The sequence below is a fragment of the Stenotrophomonas sp. HMSC10F07 genome (genome assembly GCF_001807895.1).
In the GTDB taxonomy this organism is placed as follows: Bacteria; Pseudomonadota; Gammaproteobacteria; order Xanthomonadales; family Xanthomonadaceae; genus Stenotrophomonas; species Stenotrophomonas sepilia.
This window is the reverse complement of sequence record NZ_KV791442.1, coordinates 69,547-89,622: the sequence shown is the minus strand read 5'-3', so window position 1 is coordinate 89,622 and position 20,076 is coordinate 69,547. Positions and strand designations below refer to the sequence as shown.

24 protein-coding genes are annotated in these 20,076 nt (G+C 67.4%); 18 read left to right on the top strand and 6 right to left on the bottom strand.

What is annotated here, in order from left to right:
- Positions 1–26: 26 nt before the first annotated feature.
- From HMPREF3114_RS17420 to HMPREF3114_RS17345, 16 genes are all read left to right on the top strand, one after another.
- Positions 27–1,028 carry a KpsF/GutQ family sugar-phosphate isomerase gene (locus HMPREF3114_RS17420; protein ID WP_005415562.1) on the top strand — a complete coding sequence of 334 codons (1,002 nt, stop codon included), beginning with the start codon at positions 27–29 and terminating at the stop codon, positions 1,026–1,028.
- 66 nt (positions 1,029–1,094) lie between these two features.
- Positions 1,095–1,643, top strand: a complete 549-nt coding sequence (locus HMPREF3114_RS17415) for a KdsC family phosphatase (protein ID WP_053500220.1) — start codon at positions 1,095–1,097, stop codon at positions 1,641–1,643.
- Positions 1,640–2,215, top strand: a complete 576-nt coding sequence (gene lptC / locus HMPREF3114_RS17410) for an LPS export ABC transporter periplasmic protein LptC (protein ID WP_005415560.1) — start codon at positions 1,640–1,642, stop codon at positions 2,213–2,215. Before HMPREF3114_RS17415 ends, lptC begins: the two co-directional genes overlap by 4 nt.
- A gap of 101 nt (positions 2,216–2,316) precedes the next feature.
- On the top strand, positions 2,317–2,883 hold the full coding sequence (gene lptA / locus HMPREF3114_RS17405) for a lipopolysaccharide transport periplasmic protein LptA (protein ID WP_005415559.1): 567 nt from the start codon (positions 2,317–2,319) through the stop codon (positions 2,881–2,883).
- A complete protein-coding gene (gene lptB, locus HMPREF3114_RS17400; protein ID WP_005415558.1) occupies positions 2,883–3,602 on the top strand; it encodes an LPS export ABC transporter ATP-binding protein in 720 nt (239 codons plus the stop codon). Before lptA ends, lptB begins: the two co-directional genes overlap by 1 nt.
- Before the next feature lie 40 nt (positions 3,603–3,642).
- Positions 3,643–5,064, top strand: coding sequence for an RNA polymerase factor sigma-54 (locus HMPREF3114_RS17395; protein WP_053500221.1), 1,422 nt, complete (start codon positions 3,643–3,645; stop codon positions 5,062–5,064).
- 58 nt (positions 5,065–5,122) lie between these two features.
- Positions 5,123–5,440: a ribosome hibernation-promoting factor, HPF/YfiA family gene (gene raiA, locus HMPREF3114_RS17390; protein WP_005415556.1), complete on the top strand. Its 318-nt coding sequence runs from the start codon at positions 5,123–5,125 to the stop codon at positions 5,438–5,440.
- 21 nt (positions 5,441–5,461) lie between these two features.
- The gene (locus tag HMPREF3114_RS17385; protein WP_053500223.1) at positions 5,462–5,914 is read left to right on the top strand and encodes a PTS sugar transporter subunit IIA; all 453 of its coding nucleotides are present in this window, start codon (positions 5,462–5,464) and stop codon (positions 5,912–5,914) included.
- Entirely contained in the window at positions 5,911–6,861 is a 951-nt protein-coding gene (gene hprK / locus HMPREF3114_RS17380; protein WP_005408388.1) for an HPr(Ser) kinase/phosphatase, read from the top strand. Before HMPREF3114_RS17385 ends, hprK begins: the two co-directional genes overlap by 4 nt.
- Positions 6,862–6,888: 27 nt before the next feature.
- Entirely contained in the window at positions 6,889–7,773 is an 885-nt protein-coding gene (gene rapZ, locus HMPREF3114_RS17375) for an RNase adapter RapZ (RefSeq protein ID WP_005415554.1), read from the top strand.
- Positions 7,774–8,197: 424 nt separating this feature from the next.
- On the top strand, positions 8,198–8,590 hold the full coding sequence (locus tag HMPREF3114_RS17370; protein ID WP_070490164.1) for a PTS sugar transporter subunit IIA: 393 nt from the start codon (positions 8,198–8,200) through the stop codon (positions 8,588–8,590).
- Complete coding sequence (locus HMPREF3114_RS17365) at positions 8,583–8,852, top strand: HPr family phosphocarrier protein (protein ID WP_005408385.1); 270 nt, start codon at positions 8,583–8,585, stop codon at positions 8,850–8,852. Before HMPREF3114_RS17370 ends, HMPREF3114_RS17365 begins: the two co-directional genes overlap by 8 nt.
- 2 nt (positions 8,853–8,854) lie before the next feature.
- Positions 8,855–10,624 (top strand): phosphoenolpyruvate--protein phosphotransferase, encoded by a 1,770-nt coding sequence (ptsP, locus tag HMPREF3114_RS17360; protein WP_070490160.1) that lies wholly within the window; start codon positions 8,855–8,857, stop codon positions 10,622–10,624.
- A gap of 271 nt (positions 10,625–10,895) precedes the next feature.
- The gene (gene mgtE, locus HMPREF3114_RS17355) at positions 10,896–12,257 is read left to right on the top strand and encodes a magnesium transporter (RefSeq protein ID WP_053500770.1); all 1,362 of its coding nucleotides are present in this window, start codon (positions 10,896–10,898) and stop codon (positions 12,255–12,257) included.
- A gap of 110 nt (positions 12,258–12,367) precedes the next feature.
- Positions 12,368–12,634, top strand: coding sequence for a hypothetical protein (locus HMPREF3114_RS17350; protein WP_005415551.1), 267 nt, complete (start codon positions 12,368–12,370; stop codon positions 12,632–12,634).
- A 71-nt stretch (positions 12,635–12,705) separates the two neighbouring features.
- Positions 12,706–13,503: a carboxylesterase family protein gene (locus HMPREF3114_RS17345; RefSeq protein WP_070490158.1), complete on the top strand. Its 798-nt coding sequence runs from the start codon at positions 12,706–12,708 to the stop codon at positions 13,501–13,503.
- A 102-nt stretch (positions 13,504–13,605) separates the two neighbouring features.
- Here the strand turns inward: HMPREF3114_RS17345 and HMPREF3114_RS17340 are convergent, their stop codons facing one another.
- The 4 genes from HMPREF3114_RS17340 to HMPREF3114_RS17325 form a co-directional block, all read right to left on the bottom strand.
- Positions 13,606–14,097 (bottom strand): REP-associated tyrosine transposase, encoded by a 492-nt coding sequence (locus HMPREF3114_RS17340; RefSeq protein WP_032953991.1) that lies wholly within the window; start codon positions 14,095–14,097, stop codon positions 13,606–13,608.
- Positions 14,098–14,394: 297 nt separating this feature from the next.
- Positions 14,395–15,345: an aspartate carbamoyltransferase catalytic subunit gene (locus tag HMPREF3114_RS17335; protein ID WP_049410639.1), complete on the bottom strand. Its 951-nt coding sequence runs from the start codon at positions 15,343–15,345 to the stop codon at positions 14,395–14,397.
- Between the two features lie 16 nt (positions 15,346–15,361).
- Positions 15,362–15,856, bottom strand: coding sequence for a Holliday junction resolvase RuvX (gene ruvX, locus HMPREF3114_RS17330; RefSeq protein ID WP_005408378.1), 495 nt, complete (start codon positions 15,854–15,856; stop codon positions 15,362–15,364).
- Positions 15,849–16,415, bottom strand: coding sequence for a YqgE/AlgH family protein (locus HMPREF3114_RS17325; protein WP_049410646.1), 567 nt, complete (start codon positions 16,413–16,415; stop codon positions 15,849–15,851). The genes ruvX and HMPREF3114_RS17325 overlap by 8 nt, the downstream gene beginning before the upstream one ends.
- Before the next feature lie 91 nt (positions 16,416–16,506).
- Between HMPREF3114_RS17325 and HMPREF3114_RS17320 the strand changes: the two genes are divergently transcribed.
- Together HMPREF3114_RS17320 and HMPREF3114_RS17315 are read left to right on the top strand one after the other, a co-directional pair.
- Positions 16,507–18,306, top strand: a complete 1,800-nt coding sequence (locus tag HMPREF3114_RS17320; protein ID WP_070490156.1) for a DUF4153 domain-containing protein — start codon at positions 16,507–16,509, stop codon at positions 18,304–18,306.
- Entirely contained in the window at positions 18,303–18,848 is a 546-nt protein-coding gene (locus tag HMPREF3114_RS17315) for a DNA-3-methyladenine glycosylase I (RefSeq protein WP_053500765.1), read from the top strand. Before HMPREF3114_RS17320 ends, HMPREF3114_RS17315 begins: the two co-directional genes overlap by 4 nt.
- Before the next feature lie 82 nt (positions 18,849–18,930).
- Here the strand turns inward: HMPREF3114_RS17315 and HMPREF3114_RS17310 are convergent, their stop codons facing one another.
- Together HMPREF3114_RS17310 and HMPREF3114_RS17305 are read right to left on the bottom strand one after the other, a co-directional pair.
- Positions 18,931–19,638, bottom strand: coding sequence for a YitT family protein (locus HMPREF3114_RS17310; RefSeq protein WP_005415543.1), 708 nt, complete (start codon positions 19,636–19,638; stop codon positions 18,931–18,933).
- A gap of 117 nt (positions 19,639–19,755) precedes the next feature.
- On the bottom strand, positions 19,756–19,968 hold the full coding sequence (locus HMPREF3114_RS17305; protein ID WP_053500763.1) for a DUF4287 domain-containing protein: 213 nt from the start codon (positions 19,966–19,968) through the stop codon (positions 19,756–19,758).
- Positions 19,969–20,076: the final 108 nt, after the last annotated feature.

Below are 20,076 nucleotides of genomic sequence, written 5' to 3'. Positions count from 1 at the left end.
TTCTACTTCCGCTGCGTGGCGTCCGCATGGCCGAATCCCTGTTGCCCCCCCGTTCCGTCGACCCTGCCGGCCTGGTCGCCAGTGGCCGCCGCGTGTTCGAGATCGAGCGGCAGGCGCTGGATGCCGTCGCCGACCGCCTTGGCGAGGCCTTCCAGCAGGCCTGCGAGGCGATCCTGGCCAGCCGCGGCCGGGTGGTCGCCACCGGCATGGGCAAATCCGGCCACATTGCCCGCAAGATCGCCGCCACCCTGGCCTCCACCGGCACACCGGCGTTCTACGTGCATCCCGGCGAAGCCGGCCACGGCGACCTGGGCATGATCACCGAAGCCGACGTGGTGCTGGCCCTGTCCTATTCGGGCGAGTCCGATGAGGTGCTGATGCTGCTGCCTGTGCTCAAGCGCCAGGGCAACGTGCTGATTTCCATGACCGGCCGCCCGCAGTCGAGCCTGGCCACGGCCGCCGACATCCACCTGGATGTGAGCGTGCCGGCCGAGGCCTGCCCGCTGGCGCTGGCGCCGACCTCCAGCACCACCGCCTCGCTGGCGATGGGCGATGCGCTGGCCGTAGCCCTGCTTGACGCGCGCGGCTTCACCGCCGACGACTTCGCCCGCTCGCACCCGGCCGGCAGCCTCGGCCGTCGCCTGCTGCTGCACATCACCGATGTCATGCACACCGGCGAGGACCTGCCCAGCGTGGGCGCCGATGCCAGCCTCAGCGAGGCGCTGGTGGAAATGAGCCGCAAGCGGCTCGGCATGACCGCCGTGGTCGACGCCGATGGCGTGCTGATCGGCCTGTTCACCGACGGCGACCTGCGCCGGGCGCTGGACAGCGCGCTGGACGTGCGCACCGCGAAGATCGCCGATGTGATGACCCGCAACCCGCGCACCATCGGTGCCGACCAGCTGGCCGTAGAGGCCGCGCGGCAGATGGAGACCCAGAAAATCAACGGCCTGATCGTGGTCGATGGCCAGGGCCGTGCGGTCGGCGCCCTGAACATTCATGACCTGTTGCGGGCCCGGGTGGTTTAACCGACAGTCCGTAGACCCCATTCAGTCTGTAATGCCCCACCCGCCCCCACCGAGCCTGATCGCCTGATGCCCTGGTCCCCGCTGCCCGCGTTCCCCGCCCACCTGCATGCCGCTGCGGCCCGCGTCCGCCTGGCCTGCTTCGACGTGGACGGTACCCTCACCGACGGTCGGCTGTACTACGACAAGGACGGCAACGAGAGCAAGGCGTACTTCGTGCAGGACGGTCTGGGCCTGAAACTGCTGCAGCAGCACGGCATCCAACCCGTGCTGATCACCGCGCGCAACAGCCAATCCGCGCTCAAGCGCGGCGCCGACCTCGGCATCGACACCCAGATCGCCGTGGGCGACAAGCTGGCCAGCGTGCAGACGCTGTGCGCACAGCATGGCATCGGCCTGGAGCAGGTGGCCTTCATGGGCGACGACCTGCCGGACCTGGCGCCGCTGGGCGCGGTCGGCCTGGCGGTGGCGCCAGCCAACGCCCACCCGTGGATCGCCGAGCGCGTGCACTGGCAGACCCGCGCCGATGGCGGACGTGGCGCCGCCCGTGAACTGTGCGACATCCTGCTGGCCGCCCAGGGCCATGTGGACGCGGTGCTGGCGAGGTTCGGCGCATGAACCTGCCCACCCTGAACTGGCGCACCGTGCTCGGCATCGGCCTGCTGCTGGCGGCCCTGCTCAGCAGCTGGGCGGCCCTGCGCAACCGCGACAAGGGCCCGGCCACTGCCGGCCAGGACGCCGGCGTGGACTACATCCTGCACGACTTCCAGATCGTCGCGCTGGATGAGCAGGGCAAGGAATCGACCACCCTGCGCGCACCGCGGCTGGAACGCCAGCGTGGTGACCAGACCATCAACATCGCCACCCCACTGTTCGAGATGCCGGACAAGGATGGCAAGCACTGGACCCTGCGCGCCGAGACCGGCTGGCTCAGCGCCAAGGGCGACGAAATGAAGCTGCGTGGCAATGTCGCTGGCGACAGCCCGGCCGATCCGGGCGTGGTGCCGACCACTTTCCGCACCGACCACCTGGACGTGTTCCCGAAGGAGAACCGTGCCCGCACCGATGCGCGGGTCACCATGACCCGCCCCGGCATGGAACAGTCCGGCGTTGGCTTCGAGGTGGATTCCAAGAACAACACGTATCATTTCCTCAGCCAGTCCAAGGGCCGCTACACGCCCCGACGCTGATTCCGCCGCCCTCCTGCGACGTCCCCGGACCGGCGCAAGGACGGCAGCCCACCCACCCGCCGCCGGTTTTCCGGACGGCCCCACCGGTAGAACGGACCCCGATGAAGATTCCCTTTGCAGCCGTACTCGCGCTCGGTCTCCTTGTTCCCAGCGCTGCCTTTGCCAAGTCCACCGACCGCAACGAGAACATGAACATCGAATCCGGCGCCCAGTCGGGCGTGCTGACCGGCGACGGCAAGACCGTGCTGTCGCAGGGGGTGACCGTCACCCAGGGCACGCTGGACCTCCGCTCGTCCGAAGCCGAGATCTACCTGAAGGATGGCGAAGCCGTGCGTGCGGTGTTCACCGGCAAGCAGGCCACGATGAAGCAGCAGCTCGACGATGGCACCTGGATGGACGCGGTGGCCGATCGCATCGACTACGACATCAAGACCGAGATCATCACCCTGACCGGCAACTACAAGGTCACCAGCGCGCGCGGCACCAATGCCGGCCAGCGCATGGTCTACAACACCCGCACCGGGGAGATGAACTCCGGTGGTGATGGCAGCCGTGTGCGCACCGTCATTCCGCCGAAGAACAAGAACGCGGCAGCACAGCCGGCCGCCGCACCCAAGGCAGCGGCTCCGGCCAGCACGCCGGCCAAGCCGGCGGGGAGCAAGAAGTAATGCTCGTCGCCAAGGGTCTGCGCAAGCGCTACAAGCAGCGCGAAGTTGTCAAGGACTTCGGGCTGACCCTCGACGCCGGTGAAGTGGTCGGTTTGCTCGGCCCCAACGGTGCCGGCAAGACCACCTGTTTCTACATGATCGTCGGCCTGGTCGCCGCCGATGCAGGCAGCATCGTGCTCGACGGCAAGGACATCACCAGCGACCCGATGTACACCCGTGCCAAGCAGGGCGTGGGCTACCTGCCGCAGGAGCCGTCGGTGTTCCGCAAGCTGACCGTGGCCGACAACCTCCGCCTGGTGCTTGAACTGCGCGAAGACCTGGATTCGGCCGGCCGCGAACGCGAATTGAACAGCCTGCTCGACGAGCTGCAGCTGGGCCATGTCGCCGACCAGCTCGGTGCCAGCCTGTCCGGTGGCGAACGTCGTCGCTGCGAGATCGCCCGCGCACTGGCCGCGCAGCCGCGCCTGATCCTGCTCGACGAACCGTTTGCCGGTGTCGACCCGATCTCGGTGGGCGAAATCCAGCGCATCGTCACCCATCTCAAGCAGCGTGGCATCGGCGTGCTGATCACCGACCACAACGTGCGCGAGACCTTGGGAATCTGCGACCGCGCGTATATCCTCGCCGAGGGCACCGTGCTGGCCCAGGGTTCGCCGGAGGCGATCCTGGACAACGCTGACGTACGTCGCGTCTACCTTGGGGATTCCTTCAAGCTGTGACCGCAGGTGCTGGGTCCCTTTCCTTCCGTTCGGCACAGGCATGAAGACTCGGCTGCAGACATCGTTGGGACAGCAGCTGGTGCTCACCCCCCAGCTGCAGCAGGCGATCAAGCTGCTGCAGATGTCCACGACCGAGCTGGAGCTTGAAATCGCCCAGGCCGTGGAAAGCAATCCGCTGCTGGACTGGGCCGACAGCAACGACAGCAGTGCCGCCAATGAAGGCGGCGACAACACGGACGCCGACACGCCGGCCGAACGCGCCGACAATGGCGACGACTGGGCACCGGCCGAGCTCGACTGGAGCGCTGCCGGCAGTGGCGGCAGCTTCGACGATGATGATGACACCGGCAGCGCCGCCGAGCGCGTGGCCGAAACCGAGACGCTGGCCGACCACCTGCTGTGGCAGCTGCACCTGTCGCATCTTTCCATGCATGACCGCAGCATCGGCGCTGCGCTGATCGATGCGTTGGACGATGACGGTTACCTGCGCGAACCGCTGGCCACCATCGCCGAAACCCTGCTGCCGTCGGTCCATGCCGATGAGGATGAAATCCTTGCGGTGCTGCATCGCATCCAGCGCTTCGACCCGGTCGGCGTTGCCGCGCGCACGCTCGGCGAATGCCTGCAGCTGCAGCTGGATGTGTTGCCTGGTGACACCGCGGGCCTGGCGCTGGCGCGGCAGATTGCCGCAGGCCCGCTGGAACGGCTGCCACGCAGTGGCGTCGCCGGTCTGGCCCATGAACTGAAACAGCCGCTGGACGAGGTCGAGGCAGCGGTCGCCCTGCTGCGCTCGCTGGACCCGCGTCCAGGGACTCAGATCGCGCCGCTTTCGCAGGATACCTACGTGGTGCCCGACGTGGTGGTGTGGCGGCAGAACGGCATCTGGCGCGCGGCGCTGGCCGCCCATGCCGGGCCAAAGGTGGTGATCCACCGTGGCTACGAACAGCTGATCCGCCGCTGTGGCGAGGCCGACGCCGGCTACCTGCGTGGCCAGCTGCAGGAGGCGCGCTGGCTGCTGAAGGGCCTGCAGCAGCGCGGTGAAACCCTGCTGCGGGTGGTGCGCAGCCTGATCCACCAGCAGGCCGGTTTCCTCGAGTTCGGCGAACAGGCGCTGCGTCCGCTGACCCTGCGCGAGATCGCCGCCGAACTGGGCCTGCACGAGTCGACGGTGTCGCGCGCGATCGCCCGCAAGCATGTGCGCACGCCGCGCGGCACGCTGCCGCTGCGTGCCTTCTTTGCCTCGGGCATCGATACCGAAGGCGGTGGCGAGGCGTCCAGCACCGCCATCCAGGCGATGATCCGGCGCCTGATCGACGACGAAAACCCGCGCAAGCCGCTTTCTGACGCCAAGCTGGCTGACCTGCTCAAATCGTCGGGAATTCCAGTAGCGCGACGCACCGTGGCGAAGTATCGTGAAGCCATGAACATCTCCGCCTCGCACGAAAGGGTCAGAATCGCTTGACGCGCCGCCGCGCCCGGCGGAGAGGTTCATTGGCACATCCGAACACAGGAGAAACCCGATGCGCATCGAAACGTTTGGCAAAGACGTCGAAGTCACCCCGGCCCTGCAGTCCTATGTGGAGGAGAAGCTGGCCCGGATCGGAAAACACTTCGACCAGCACTGCGAAGCGCGGGTGACCCTCAAGCTGCAGAAGACCGAACACCACGTCGACGCCAGCCTCAACATCCCGGGGCAGACCCTGCACGCCGAGGCCGGCGGCCAGACCATGTATGCCGCGATCGACCTGCTTGCGGACAAGCTTGACCGCCTGGTCATCAAGCACAAGGAGAAAAAACAGCAGCACGCACCGCTGCCGGTGGGTGACAATGGTGGCTGATCGCCACCGTTCCCCGCAGACATGCCCCTGACTGACCTCCTGGCGGCCGTGCAGACCCAGCTCTGCGCGGCCACCGACCGTGACAGCGTCCTGCAGGCCGCCGCCGGGTTGCTGGCCTGCCGCCAGGCCAATGCCGAACAGATCTATCTGAACCTGTGCCAGCGCGAGGCCCTGGGCAGCACCGCGATCGGCCACGGTATCGCCATCCCCCACGGCCGCGCGCCGACCCTGGACCGCCCCCGTGGCGCCCTGCTGCGTCTGGCGACCCCGGTCGACTTCGGCGGCGATGAGCCGGTGGACCTGGTGTTCGCGATGGCCGTCCCCGCCCACTACACCCACCAGCACCTGATGCTGCTGTCCGAGCTGGCCGAGCTGTTTTCCGCGCCGGATATCCGCCAGGCCCTGCGTGCGGCCGGCGATGCCCGGGCCCTGCGCGAGGCGCTGGACATGACCCCACCTGCGAGCGCCGCATGAATACCAGCATCACCGCCCGTGAACTGTTCGAACAGCAGCGCGAGCGGCTGGGGCTGCGCTGGGCCGCCGGCAAATCCGGTGAGAAGCGCGAGCTGGAGGCCGGCAACACGGTCTCGCGGCGTCCCTCGCTGGCCGGCTACCTCAACGCCATCTATCCCAACAAGGTGCAGATCCTGGGCACCGAGGAACTGTCCTGGCTGGATGCGCTGGAACCGCGCCAGCGCTGGGAGACCATCGAAAAGATCATGCAGTCGCACCCGCTTGCGCTGGTGCTGACCCGCAACCAGGCCTGCCCCGAAGACCTGCGCGCCGCCGCCGATGAATCCGGCACGCCGCTGTGGTTGTCGCCCAAGCGCGGCCACGAACTGCTGAACCACCTGTCCTACCACCTGGCGCGCACGCTCGCGCCGAGGGTGATCCTGCACGGCGTGTTCATGGAGATCTATTCCATTGGCGTGCTGATCACCGGTGAGGCCGGGTCGGGCAAGAGCGAGCTGGCACTGGAACTGCTCAGCCGTGGTCACCGCCTGGTCGCCGACGACGCCCCCGAGTTCACCCAGATCGCCCCGGACGTGCTCGACGGCACCTGCCCCGAACTGCTGCAGGACCTGCTGGAAGTGCGCGGCCTGGGCGTGCTGAACGTGCGCGAGATGTTCGGCGACACGGCTGTAAAGAAGAACAAGTACCTTCGGCTGATCGTCCACCTGACCAAGCCGATGACCGAACCCACCCCGCATGGCTACGAGCGCCTGACCGGCGACTCGGGCACCCGCCATGTGCTGGATCTGGACGTTCCGCTGATCACCCTGCCGGTGATGCCCGGCCGCAACCTGGCCGTGCTGACCGAAGCCGCCACCCGCCTGCACATCCTGCGCACCAAGGGCATTGACCCGGCGGCCATGTTCATCGCCCGCCACAGCAACCTGTTGGAACGGCGAACTCCCTGATCCTCCTGCCCCTCGAAGAGCCTGTCCATGAGCACCGCAATCCCCACCGCCCCGACCCTGATCATCGTCAGCGGCCTGTCCGGCTCGGGTAAATCCGTCGCCCTGAAGACCTTCGAGGACCAGGACTACTACTGCTCGGACAACCTGCCGATCCACCTGCTGCCGGATTTCGTGCGCAGCCTGCTGGCCAACCACGACGGCAGCGCACCGCGCCGCTTGGCCGTAGGCATCGATGTCCGCGGCCAGGCTGACCTGAGCCAGCTGGGCGACTGGCGGCAGCTGGCCACTGACGCCGGCGTGGAAGTGAAGGTACTGTTCTTCGAGGCCAGCGACGAAACGGTGCTCAAGCGCTACGCCGACACCCGTCGTCGCCATCCGCTGAGCCAGCTGGGCCTGTCGCTGCCCGAAGCGATCGCCCGCGAGCGCGAGCTGACCGCACCGTTGCGCCGCGAGGCCGATGCGGTGATCGATACCAGCACCCTCAACGTGCACCAGCTTCGGCGGCGGATCATCACCGAGTTCGCGATGGACCATGCCACTGGCCTGTCGCTGCTGTTCGAATCATTCGCCTACAAGCGCGGCGTACCGGCCGAGGCGGACTTCGTGTTCGATGCGCGGGTGCTGCCCAATCCACACTGGGACCCGGACCTGCGCGCGCTGAGCGGCCGCGAACCCGGCGTGCGCGACTACCTGGAAGCGCAGCCGGACGTGCAGCGCTACCTGGCCCAGCTGATGGATTTCCTCGATACGTGGCTGCCGAAACTGGGGGATGGCACCCGCAGCTACGTGACCGTGGCGTTCGGCTGCACCGGCGGCAAGCACCGCTCGGTGTTCCTGGCCGAGCGCATGGCCCGGCACGCCCGCGAGATGGGCTGGCAGGACGTGGCCACCTACCACCGCGAACAGGATTGAGGGTGGTCGGCCGGGCTGCGCCCGGCACCCACCGGTAGTGCCGGCCGCTGGCCGGCAACAGCAACAGCAACAGCAACAGCAAAAGCGGCATTCCGTGGGATGGCGGGGCGGTGTGGGTAGGCAGGACACGCCGTGAACCCGTCCATGGGGGCTCGATGGCTCCATCCATGGCGCCAACGGTCCTGCCTACCCACACCGCCCCGCCTCTGACAGATTCCGTGCGCTGTTGGTAGGTGTCGACCTTGGTCGACACGGTAGATCCACGCCATGCGTGGATGAATCGCTGCCAGGCATCGAAAAACGCATGGGGTCGGATCCCTTCTTCAATGAAAAAGGGCCCCGACCCGAGCAACACTGAATACGGGACACAGTACCCCTCATCTGCTGCTATCGCCGATTCACCTTGACCTGTTAACGTGCAGTAATGACCTGTGGCATTCTCCTCGTAACACATCCCGGGATCGGGACCGCCCTGCTTGACGTGGCGACCCGGCTCCTGCGGCAGTTGCCGCTGAAAACCGAAGCTTTCGAAGTACCGTTCGACGCAGACCTGGACGCCCTGCTCCCGCTCGCCTCGGCCGCTTTGCGGCGGGTCGATGGAGGTGACGGCGTGCTGATCCTGACCGACCTGTACGGCGCCAGCCCCGCCAACCTTGCCGGGCAGCTGGCCCGGCTGGGAACCCCGGTTCGCCGGGTATCGGCGCTGAGCCTGCCGATGTTGCTGCGGGTGATGAATTATCCGGAACAGGGACTGGATCAACTGCCCGCCACAGCCGCGGCGGGTACCCGTAATGGAGCGATAGTCGACGATGCTTGAACGAGAACTCACCGTCAGCAACCGCCTGGGCCTGCATGCCCGGGCCACCGCCAAGCTGGTGCAGACCCTGGCGCCGTTCCGCTGCAACGTGACCATGGCCGCCAAGGGCCGTGAGATCAACGCCAAGAGCATCATGGGCGTGATGCTGCTGGCCGCCGGCCAGGGCACCCCGGTCACCGTGCGCATCAACGGCGAGGACGAAGCCGCCGCGATGGAAGCGGTGGTCGGCCTGTTCGAACGCCGCTTCGACGAGGACAGCTGAGCGTGCCGCGCGCACGCGCCAGCCAGGTCCCTTCCGGCCAACGGCCGGTACAGCTGCTGGCCGGCCACGGCGCCGCGCGCGGAACGGCGATGGGCCGGGCACGCGTGCGACTGCCGCATGCGCTGGAGGTGGCCGAGCAGCGCGTGGCCGCCCACCAGGTCGAGGCCGAACTGGCGCGCCTGCACCGGGCGCTGGATGCCGCGCGTACGGAAATGCACGAGCTGCGCCAGCGCCTGCATGGCGCCCTGAACCAGGAAGTGGGCGAGTTCCTCGACCTGCACGCGCTGCTGCTGGACGACCCCGAGCTGCTGTACGGCCTGGACGAGCTGATCCGCAGTGGCCCGTACAGCGCCGGCTATGCCTTGCGCCTGCAGCGCGACCGCCTGGCCAAGGTCTTCGATGGCATGGACGATGCCTATCTGAAGAGCCGCATGGACGATCTCGACCATGTGATCGGGCGCATCCACGCCTTCCTGCAACCCGAACGGCCGTCGGCGGTGAAAGGCCTGGCCGGCGAGATCCTGGTCTGCGACAACATCGCGCCCTCCGAGCTGGCGCAGCTGCAGGCACAGGGCGTAGTCGGCATCGTCACGGCCGCCGGCAGCGCGCTGTCGCACAGCGCGATCCTGGCGCGCAGCCTGCACCTGCCCCTGATCGTCAACGTGCCGCAGCTGCTCAGCCGCATCGCCGATGGCGATGTGCTGATCATCGATGGCGCCGACGGCAGCATCACCGTCAACCCGCAGGCCGACAACCTGCGGGACTACCGCGTCCGGCTGAAGGAACATGCGCGCGAGCAGCGCGAGCTCGGCCGCCTGCGCAGCAAGCCCAGCCGTACCCGCGACCAGGTCGACATTGCCCTGCTGGCCAATGCCGAATCGCTGGAAGACGTGACCCAGGCGCATGCACTGGGCGCGCAGGGGCTCGGCCTGTACCGCACCGAATTCCTGTTCCTGCAGCGCAATGAGCTGCCGGACGAAGAAGAGCAGTTCCAGACCTACCGCGATGCCGCGCTGGGCATGAGCGGGCGGCCGGTCACCATACGCACGCTGGACCTGGGCGCGGACAAGGCCGACCGTACCGGCCTGACCCTGAGCAACGAAGAGAACCCTGCACTCGGCCTGCGCGGGGTGCGCCTGTCGCTGGCACGGCCGAAAGTGGCCGACACCCAGCTGCGCGCGATCCTGCGCGCGTCTGCATACGGCAAGCTGCGCGTACTGGTGCCGATGGTCAGCACCCGCGAGGAGCTGCTGGCCGTGCGCCGGCGCATGCTCAAACTGACCGAACAGCTGCGCGGCGAAGGGCACATGGTGTCCGACCACGTACCGCTGGGCGCGATGATCGAAGTCCCCGCCGCTGCGCTGGCGCTGGAGAGCTTCATCGACCTGGTCGATTTCCTGTCGATCGGCACCAACGATCTGGTGCAGTACCTGCTGGCTGCCGACCGCAACAACGAGGCGCTGGGCGAGTTGTATTCACCGCTGCACCCGGCCGTGCTGCGGCTGCTGCAGATGGTGATCGAGACCGGCGCGCGTCACCGCATCCCGGTGGCGGTCTGCGGCGAGATGGCCGGTGATGCCCGGATGACCCCGCTGCTGCTGGCGCTGGGCCTGAGCGAGTTCAGCCTGCACCCGGGTACGTTGCTGGAGGTACGCCGCGCGATACGCGAAGCCGACCTGTCCGTGCTGCGCGCGCGCGCGCCGAAGCTGCTGACCGCGCGCGACCGCCGCGCCATCGAACGCTGGCTGGCGCTGGTGGCGGACGCGTCCTGATTTGCGCGCTACGCGCTCGCCTGGCATGGCCCGGCGGAACATGTGGAACCGCTGGCCGCTGGCCCGACCCAGATTCGATCCGCAGAAGCAGCCCCTTGTTGTTCAAGGGGCGCGCCGACAGGCGGGGGATAAGGTTGAATGCGTGGACCCCGGTGGCCGCAGGCCAGCGGGGTATCCGGTGAAACATCGCCTTGCGATAATGACGCGCTGAACACCCCTGTTGCCGCATCCTTGCCAGGATCGCGGCTTTTCTTATCCCGCGGGAGCTGCGATGGCTGAAGCTGTACGCCACGACAAGACTGCGCGCCAACTGCGGATGCTGTCCGATGCACTGGACAGCGGCCGGCTGGGCCCGGTACGTCGCCTGGTCAACACCCTGGCCCCGGCCGAGATCGGCAACCTGCTTGAATCACTGCCGCCGGGCAAGCGCGAGGTGGTGTGGGGCCTGGTCGATCCTGAAGACGACGGCGAGGTGCTGGTCCACGTCGGCGAGGACGTGCGCGAAAGCCTGCTCGCGGACATGGACCCGGACGAGATCATCGCCGCGGTCGAAGACCTGGACATCGACGATCTGGCCGACCTGGTCGAAGACCTGCCGGATACGGTCATCGATGAAGTCCTCAAGTCGATGGACCGCGAGAACCGCGAGCGGCTGGAACAGGTGCTGTCCTATCCCGAGGACAGCGCCGGCCGCCTGATGAACCCGGACGTGGTGACCGTGCGCGCCGACGTCAACGTCGACGTGGTGCTGCGCTACCTGCGCCTGCGCGGCGAATTGCCTGACCACACCGACCACCTGTTCGTGGTCAGCCGGCGGCACCAGTATCTCGGCCGGGTGTCGCTGGCGGCACTGGTGACCCACGAGGACACCACCCCGATCAACCGCCTGATCGACGACGAGCAGCCGGCCATCGACGTCGGCGAGAGCGACCAGGAAGTGGCACGGCAGTTCTCCGACCATGACTGGATCTCCGCACCGGTGGTGGACGAGAACAACATCCTCGTTGGCCGCATCACCATCGATGACGTGGTCGACATCATCCGCGGCCAGGCCGAGCACCAGGCGCTGGGCGCCGCCGGCCTGGACGAGGACGAGGACCTGTTCAGCCCGGTCTGGCGCGCCATGCGCCGCCGCCTGATGTGGCTGTCGGTGAACCTGTGCACCGCCTTCCTGGCCTCCAGCGTGGTCGGCCATTTCGAAGGCACCATCGACAAGCTGGTGGCGCTGGCGGTGCTGATGCCGATCGTCGCCGGCCTCGGCGGTAACGCCGGTACCCAAGTGCTGGCGCTGATGGTGCGCGGCCTGGCGTTGGGCCAGGTGGGCGCCTCCAACGCGCGCACGCTGCTGTGGAAGGAAGTGCGGGTGGCCGCGCTCAACGGCCTGCTGCTCGGCTCGATCCTGGGGCTGATCGTGCTGGTCTGGTTCCACTCGCCCGGGCTGTCGGCGGTGATCGCCATCGCGCTGACCTGCAATCTGCTGTTTGCGGCGCTGGCCGGCGTGCTGGTGCCGCTGACCCTGAAACGCTTCGGCTTCGACCCGGCGCTGGCCAGTGGCATCTTCCTGACTGCCGTGACCGACTCGATGGGCTTCTTCACCTTCCTCGGCCTGGCCACGCTGGTGCTGCTGCACTGATCCCTGCCGGGCCGGATCTCCGCAACGCGGAGCTCCGACCCACGCCAAAACCCAGGGTCGGATCCCCGCGGCGCGGGGCTCTGACCCGCCTCCCCATGCTGGAACATCCCATGGCAACAACGATCGAAAACTATTTCCAGCCCGGCTGGCGCGACCAGCAGCACACCTGCCCAGCCTGCGAATGGAAGGGCAGCTCGCGTGCCATGGAGATGGAGCTGGACGAGGACGCCACCGAGTACGCCTGTCCGGTCTGCGAAAACCCGTTGCTGGTGGTGCTGCATCCGGACATGGCACAGGTGCAGGCCGCGGCCGCCAGCGGCAATGCCGAAGCCCAGGAACAGCTGGACATCATCGCCAGCTTTCCGCGCCCGCAGTGATGCGGCGCATGATGCCGCGTTGACCTGCGGCGGACTAGGATGCGGCTGAACCCACCGCTCCTGGAACGTCGATGGTCCGTACGATGATGCGCTGGCTGCCGATGCTGGCGATCCTGATGATGGCCGGCTGCGCCTCGCAGCCGGACAGCGCGCGCGGCCACTTCGAATCGCGTGCGGTGAAAGTGGATGGCCGTACCGCCTATTACCAGGTGTTCATTCCGGCAACCGCGGCGCGCACGCCTGGCGCACTGCCGGTGGTGCTGTTCCTGCATGGATCCGGCGAGCGCGGCGGCGACGGCGTCAAGCAGACCCATGCGGGGCTGGGGCCGCACCTGCGCAGGCACGCGGCCGACTTCCCCGCGTTGGCCGTATTCCCGCAGGTGCCGGGCCGCCAGGAATGGAGCGGGCGCAACAACCGCGTTGCGCTGGCCGCCCTGGACGCCACCATCGCCGAGTTCGGTGCCGATCCCTCGCGGCAGTACCTGACCGGGATGTCGATGGGCGGCTATGGCAGCTGGAACATCGCGCTGGATGACCCCGGCCGCTTCGCCGCGATCGTGCCGGTATGCGGTGCGGTGCTGGCGCCGCGCGCGGTGCGTCCGACGCTGTTCGTCGAACAGGTGGCCCAGGAATCCGATCCGTATGCCGCGATCGCCAAGCGGCTTCGGCACACACCGATCTGGATCTTCCATGGTGCGCTGGATGACGTGGTGCCGCCGGACGACGACCGCAGGCTGCACGCCGCCTTCCAAAGCGCCGCTGCACGCGACGTGCGCTACACCGAGTACCCGGAGGGCAACCACAATGCCTGGGACGCCACCTACGCGGACCCGGCGATGTGGGCATGGCTGTTCGCGCAGAAGCGCTGAACCACGACGTCCGGTGGTTGCCCACCAAGGTTGGAGCCTGGTTTGGGTAGTTACCCACTAAGGTTGGAACCTGCTTTCGGTGGGTGCCAACCTTGGTTGGCACTATCTGTCCGCCCCCATGAACTCCGTCTTGGCATAGGAACCTTCGAGTTCCCACTCACACCACGCATGCGGGTACTCGCCAAGCTGCGTTGCCAGCCCCGCCCTGATCGGATTCGCCATCACATACATTGCGTGCCGGAACAGCGATTCATCAGAGCGGATCGCGTGATCGTGATAGCAGGACTGCCAGAAGCGCCCTACTCTGCCCAGTACCCTGTTTGCGTACACCGCCGTACGCGACTTGAAGCGCTTCATGACAACGTCGAGCGATGCCGCGCGCAGCTGCATCAACCAGTGAATGTGATCCGGCATGACCACGTAGGCGATCGAATGGGTCAGACCTTCCAGATCCAGACGCTGGAACTCCTGCATGGCGGTAACCGCAACGGCGTCATTGGCGAACAGAGCCGCCCGGCCATGCACGTTCGTGGTGAGGATGTAGCTCTGGCCAATACTGGAATGACGGCCTAGCAGGAGACGGGTGCTGTTCATGCAGAAGAGCATGGGCGGGCGCATGTTCCCTGAACATCGGGAAATCACCTTCGCCCGGGTAGGCCAGTGCCAACCAAGGTTGGCACCCACCACACCAGCAGTACCAACCAAGGTTGGCACCCATCACACCAGCAGTACCAACCAAGGTTGGCACCCATCACACCAGCAGTATCAACCTAGGCTGGTACCCACCACACCAGCAGTGCCAACCAAGGTTGGCATCTACCAGAGCGGTGCGCGGAAAAGCCGCGCGGCAAGTGTGTCAACCAAGGTTGACACCTACCGCACCCAGGGCGATCAGCCCAGCAAGGTTTCCAGCACGGCCATGCGCACGGCGACGCCGTTGGCGACCTGGCGCAGCACCCACGATTGCGGGCCGTCGGCCACGTCGTCGGTCACTTCCACGCCGCGGTTGATCGGGCCCGGGTGCAGTACCGCAGCGTCCTTGCCGGCACGCGCCAGGCGCTCGCGGGTCAGGCCGTACTGCGCGTGGTACTGCTCCAGCGACGGCACCAGGCCTTCTTCCATGCGCTCGCGCTGCAGGCGCAGCATCATCAGCGCGTCGACACCTTCCAGCATCGCGTCGAAATCATCGCCGACCACGCAGCCCTTCAGGGTCTCATCATCCGGCAGCAGCGACTGCGGGCCGCACACGCGGATCTCGCCCACGCCCAGCGTGCGCAGCGCATGCAGGTCGGTGCGGGCCACGCGCGAGTGCTTCACGTCGCCGACGATCACCACTTTGAGCTTCGAGAAATCCGGGCCCTTGGCCTGGCGCAGGGTCAGCATGTCGAGCAGGCCCTGGGTCGGGTGCGAGCTGCGGCCGTCGCCGGCATTGATCAGCGCGGTGCCCTCGCCCGCAGCGTCGGCAAGCGCGGCCACGGCGCCGTCATCGGGGTGGCGCACCACGAAGCCGCGCACGCCCATCGCTTCCAGGTTGCGCAGCGTGTCGCAGGCGGTTTCGCCCTTGCGCGTGGACGAGGTCGAGGCATCGAAGTTCAGCACGTCGGCCCCGAGGCGCTGCGCGGCCAGCTGGAACGAGCTGCGGGTGCGCGTGGACGGCTCGAAGAACAGCGTGCACACCGCCGAACCAGCCAGCACGTGGCGCTTGTTGCCGACACGGCCGACTGCGGCGTCGCGGATCTGCCCTGCCCGATCGAGCAACTGCAGCAGGGTTTCGCGCGGCAGGCCCTCCAGGGTCAGCAGGTGGCGCAGGCGTCCGGAGGCATCGATTTGCTGGGCAGTCATGGCGGGAGTCGTGCAGTCAGGGAATGGGGGTGGCGTCGTCGGGGGACGACAGCCAGCGGTCGATGATCACCGCCGCGGCCACGGCGTCGAGGGCGGCCGCATCACGGCGACGCTTGCGCCCTTCGGCGCGCTCGACGGCGAAACGGCGGGCAGCCTCGACCGAGCTGGAACGCTCGTCGATCATCACCACCGGCAGCTTGAAGCGCTCCCGCAGCTGGCGGGCAAAGCCCTGCGCACGCTTGCGGTTGGGCTGGTCCTGGCCGTCCAGGGTCAGCGGGTCGCCGACCACCAGGCCGTCGGGCTTCCATTCCTTGAGCAGGCGTTCGATCGCGGTCCAGTCCGGGCCGTTGCCATGCACATCGACCACCGCCACCGCGCGCGCATGCGCGGCGAAGGCACTGCCGATGGCCACGCCGATCCGTCGCGAGCCGACATCAAAACCCAGGACCGTGCCGTCACGACGGATGGCCGGGGCAGCAGAATCCGGTGCGGGCGTGATGGGCTCAGACATGGCCGCTGTAGTCGGTCAGCCGGAACAGGTCGACACCGATACGCGAAGCCGCACCCTGCCAGCGCTGCTCCAGCGGCAGCTGGAACACCAGCTCGGCATCGGCCGGCACGGTCAGCCAGCTGTTCTCGGACAGCTCGCTTTCCAGCTGCCCTGCGCCCCAACCGGCACAGCCGAGGGTGACCACCGCATTGGCCGGGCCTTCGCCGCGCGCCATCGCTTCGAGGATGTCGCGCGAGGTGGTCAGGTACAGGCCGTGGCCCACGGTCAGGCTGGAATCCCACGCGCGCGCGTCGTCATGGATGACGAAGCCGCGCTCGGGATGCACCGGGCCGCCATTGAGCACCATGCGCGCCTGCAGGTCGCCATCACCGGTGGTGATGTCCATCTGCGCGAGCACTTCACCCAGCGTGTATTCGGAAGGCTGGTTGACCAGCACGCCCATCGCCCCGTTCTCGTCGTGCTGGCAGATCAGCGCGACGCTGCGGGCAAAGGTCGCGTCGAGCAGCGACGGCAGCGCGACGAGCAGGTGATCGGCAAGGGAGGTCGGCATTACAGGCATGGGCCCATTCTACCTGCTGGGGGCGGGATGGTCGCGCGATGGCGCCGAACCACGATGGGCTAGGATGGTGCTTTGCCACGGAAGGTCATTGATGCCGTCTTCTTCGCCCCTGACCCTGCCGGCACGCAGCGCCATCGTCCTGCTTGCCCTGCTGCAGGGCCTGATGCTGTATGCCGCGCAGGAGCTGTCCGATGCGTGGCCGTTCCGCGATATCGGCTGGCGCTATTGCTGGTACGCCTGGGTGCTGGCCATTCCCAGCGCAGTGGCGCTGAGCCTGGTGGAACTGGGCCAGCGCCGCCTGTGGCTGCAGGCCGTGCTTGGCTCGACGGTGGTGCTGGCGCTGGCCGGCTGGATCGGCTGGAACCTCAATGGCGAAACCGCACTGGAATCGGGCGCGCTGCAGTTTCCGTTGACCCTGGGCATGACCGTGGCGGTGTTCGTGGCCCTGCCCTGGTGGCAGTTCCAGCTGCAGCATGGGCACTGGCGCGCCAGCTACCCCGAGTTGTTCGAGCGCGCCTGGCAGAACGGTTTGACTCTGGCCCTGGCGGCGCTGTTCACCGGGCTGACCTGGCTGCTGCTGTGGCTGTGGGCAGCGCTGTTCCAACTGCTGGACGTGAATGTCTTCCGCGACCTGTTCCGGCAGGACGCTTTCATCGCACTGGCCACCGGCAGCCTGGCCGGGTTCGGCGTGCTGATCGGGCGCACCCAGCACCGCGCGATCCAGATCACCCGCCAGGTGCTGTTCGCGATCTGCCGCGGGCTGCTGCCGCTGCTGTCGTTCATCGCCGTATTGTTCGTGCTGAGCCTGCCGCTTACCGGGCTGGAGCCGCTGTGGAAGACCCGTTCGGCCGCCAGCCTGCTGGTGGTGGTGTCGCTGCTGCTGGTGACGTTCACCAATGCGGTCTACCAGCAGGGGGAAGACAGTGCCCCCTACCCTCTCGTGCTGCGCAGGCTGGTCGAAGCCAGCCTGCTGACACTGCCGGTTTACGCCGCGCTGGCACTGTATGCATTGGGCCTGCGCGTGGCGCAGTACGGCTGGACCCTGGATCGCTTCTGGGCGGTGCTCGTCGCATTGGCCACGGCCGGCTATGCCGTGGGCTACGCGCTGGCGGTGCTGCGCCGGCAGCGCCGCTGGCTGCAGATGCTGGAGCCGGTCAACCGCTGGATGTGCTGGGCGGTGCTGGCACTGGCACTGCTGGGCAACTCGCCGCTGCTGGATCCGGTGCGGCTGACCCTGTCCAGCCAGCTGGCGCGCCTGCGTGCGGATCCGCCGGCGATCACCAGCAGCGACGTCAACGTGCTGCGCTTCGATCTGGGGCGCCGTGGCGTGCAGGCGCTGCGCGAACTGCAGCGCGATCCGGCCATCACCGCCGATGCCAACGCGCCACAGGTGATCGCTGCTGCACTGGCACGCACCTCACGCTGGGACGACGGCCACCGCCTCGACAAGGGGCCGCAGGACGTCGCCGCCCTGCAGCGCGCGCTGAAGCTGGCCAAGGGATCCAGTTCGCCACCGGACGACTGGTGGAAAGCTCTGGCCACCCGATCGATCAATGGCGAATCCTGCGCCCAGAGCGAGCGCGACTGCCTGATCGTGCATCGCGACCTGGACGGCGATGGTACCGGCGAGGTGCTGCTGTGCGAGCTGAACACCCACCGTGGACCGGACTGCGTTCTGTACGCACGTGGCAAGGATTCCCAGTGGCGCCGGGCCGGTGCGCTGTTCGGTACCGTCAGCGGCCAGGCCGAGACGATCAACCAGGCCCTGCGTGACGGCAGACTCACGCTCATTCCACCGCGCTGGCCGATGCTGTCCATCGGCGGGCACCCTGCGGTGGCCATCGATCCCGAATCCGAATCCGAATCCGATTCCAACGAGCCTTCCCCATGAGCGGCTACTGCCTCATCGCTCCGGGCCATCCGGTGCACGACCATTACCACGCCAACGAGTACGGCTTCCCGCAGCGTGACGAGCGCGAGCTGTTCGAGCGGCTGGTGCTGGAAATCAACCAGGCCGGCCTGAGCTGGGAAACGATCCTGAAGAAGCGCGAGGGCTTCCGCGCGGCCTACGACGGCTTCGATGTCGACCGCGTGGCGGCGTATGCCGAGCAGGACATCGAGCGCCTGCTGTCGGACGCAGGCATCATCCGCAACCGGCTGAAGGTACGGGCGGCGATCCACAACGCGCAGGTGATCCAGCAGTTGCGGGCCAGCCATGGCAGCTTCGCGGCGTGGCTGGATGCGCACCACCCGCGCAGCAAGGCCGACTGGGTGAAGCTGTTCAAGAAGACGTTCCGCTTCACCGGCGGCGAGATCACCGGCGAATTCCTGATGAGCCTGGGCTACCTGCCCGGTGCGCACGCCGAGGATTGCCCGGTGCATGCGCGGCTGCTGATGCTGTCGCCGCCGTGGTTGAAGGCCGCCGCCCGCTGATGGATATCCGCCGGGCATGGCCCGGCGCTGCCATGCATGGGTTCCGGTAGTGCCGGCCGCTGGCCGGCAACACCGTTGAACGTCACACGCCCATGTAGCGGCCGGGGCGGTGGTTGAACATCAGCACCAGGCTGAGCACCACCGCGCCGATGGCCGAATACAGCACCTTCGACGGCGACAACACGAAGAACGCGGCCACCATCAGGCACGCGTCGTAGGACATCTGCACCTTGCCCGCACTCCAGCCACGGGTGCGCTGCAGGTACACCGCCAGGATGCCGATGCCGCCAAGGCTTGCACGGTGGCGGATGAAGAACAGGATGCCCAGGCCGGACAACGCACCGCCGACAATCGCCGAGTACAGCGGGTTGATGTGCGAGAAGTCGATCCAGCGCGGCAGCAGGTCGGTCAGCACGCCACAGGCGGTGACCGCGGCGAAGGTCTTCAGGGTGAATTCCCAGCCCATGCGGCGCAGCGCCACCCAGTAGAACGGCAGGTTGACCAGCACGAACACCAGGCCGAAGTTCCAGCCCATCGCGTAGTGCAGCAGGAAGGCCATGCCCGCCATGCCGCCGATCATCAGCCCGCCCTTGGCGAAGATGGCCAGGCCCAGCGAAGCCACCATCGTGGCCAGCACCATGCCCTGCACGTCCTCGGCGATCGAGTGACGCAGCGCTTTGTCGTCGGCGGTGGTGCCGGCGCTGTCGGGCGGCGGGGTCAGCGGACCGGCGGTGACCAGGTGGCCGTCAGCGTCGTCGCACGGCGCGGGGCCATGGGAGGGAAGGGACATGCGGGTGGGGAACAGCAGGTGGGGAGCGGTATTAGACACGATCTGCATGACAGTTGCAGATGAAATCGTTCAGCTGAATGCGCCCCAGCCCGCCCTCCGCCGGCCGCCGGCCGCCGGTCACCCCTTGCCGGCCAGATGGTGCGCCACCAGCGCGTTGGCGTGCCCATGGCCCAGGCCGTGTTCGCTCTTCAGGAAGCTGACCAGTTCCATGTGCTTGAGGCCCTTCTTTTTCGACAGCAGGCCGAACCAGTGCGCCACCGGCTGCCCGTAGGTCTTCTCGATTGAGGGGAAGTACGAGGCCGGGCCTTTCGGATTGGTGTCAGTGCTCATCTGCAGCTCCCGTTGAAGTCATTCATTCGACGAACCACAGTCCCTGAAATCGACATCCCTACACGCCCGACCCAGTGCCGACCAACGGTCGGCACCCACCAAAGCAGA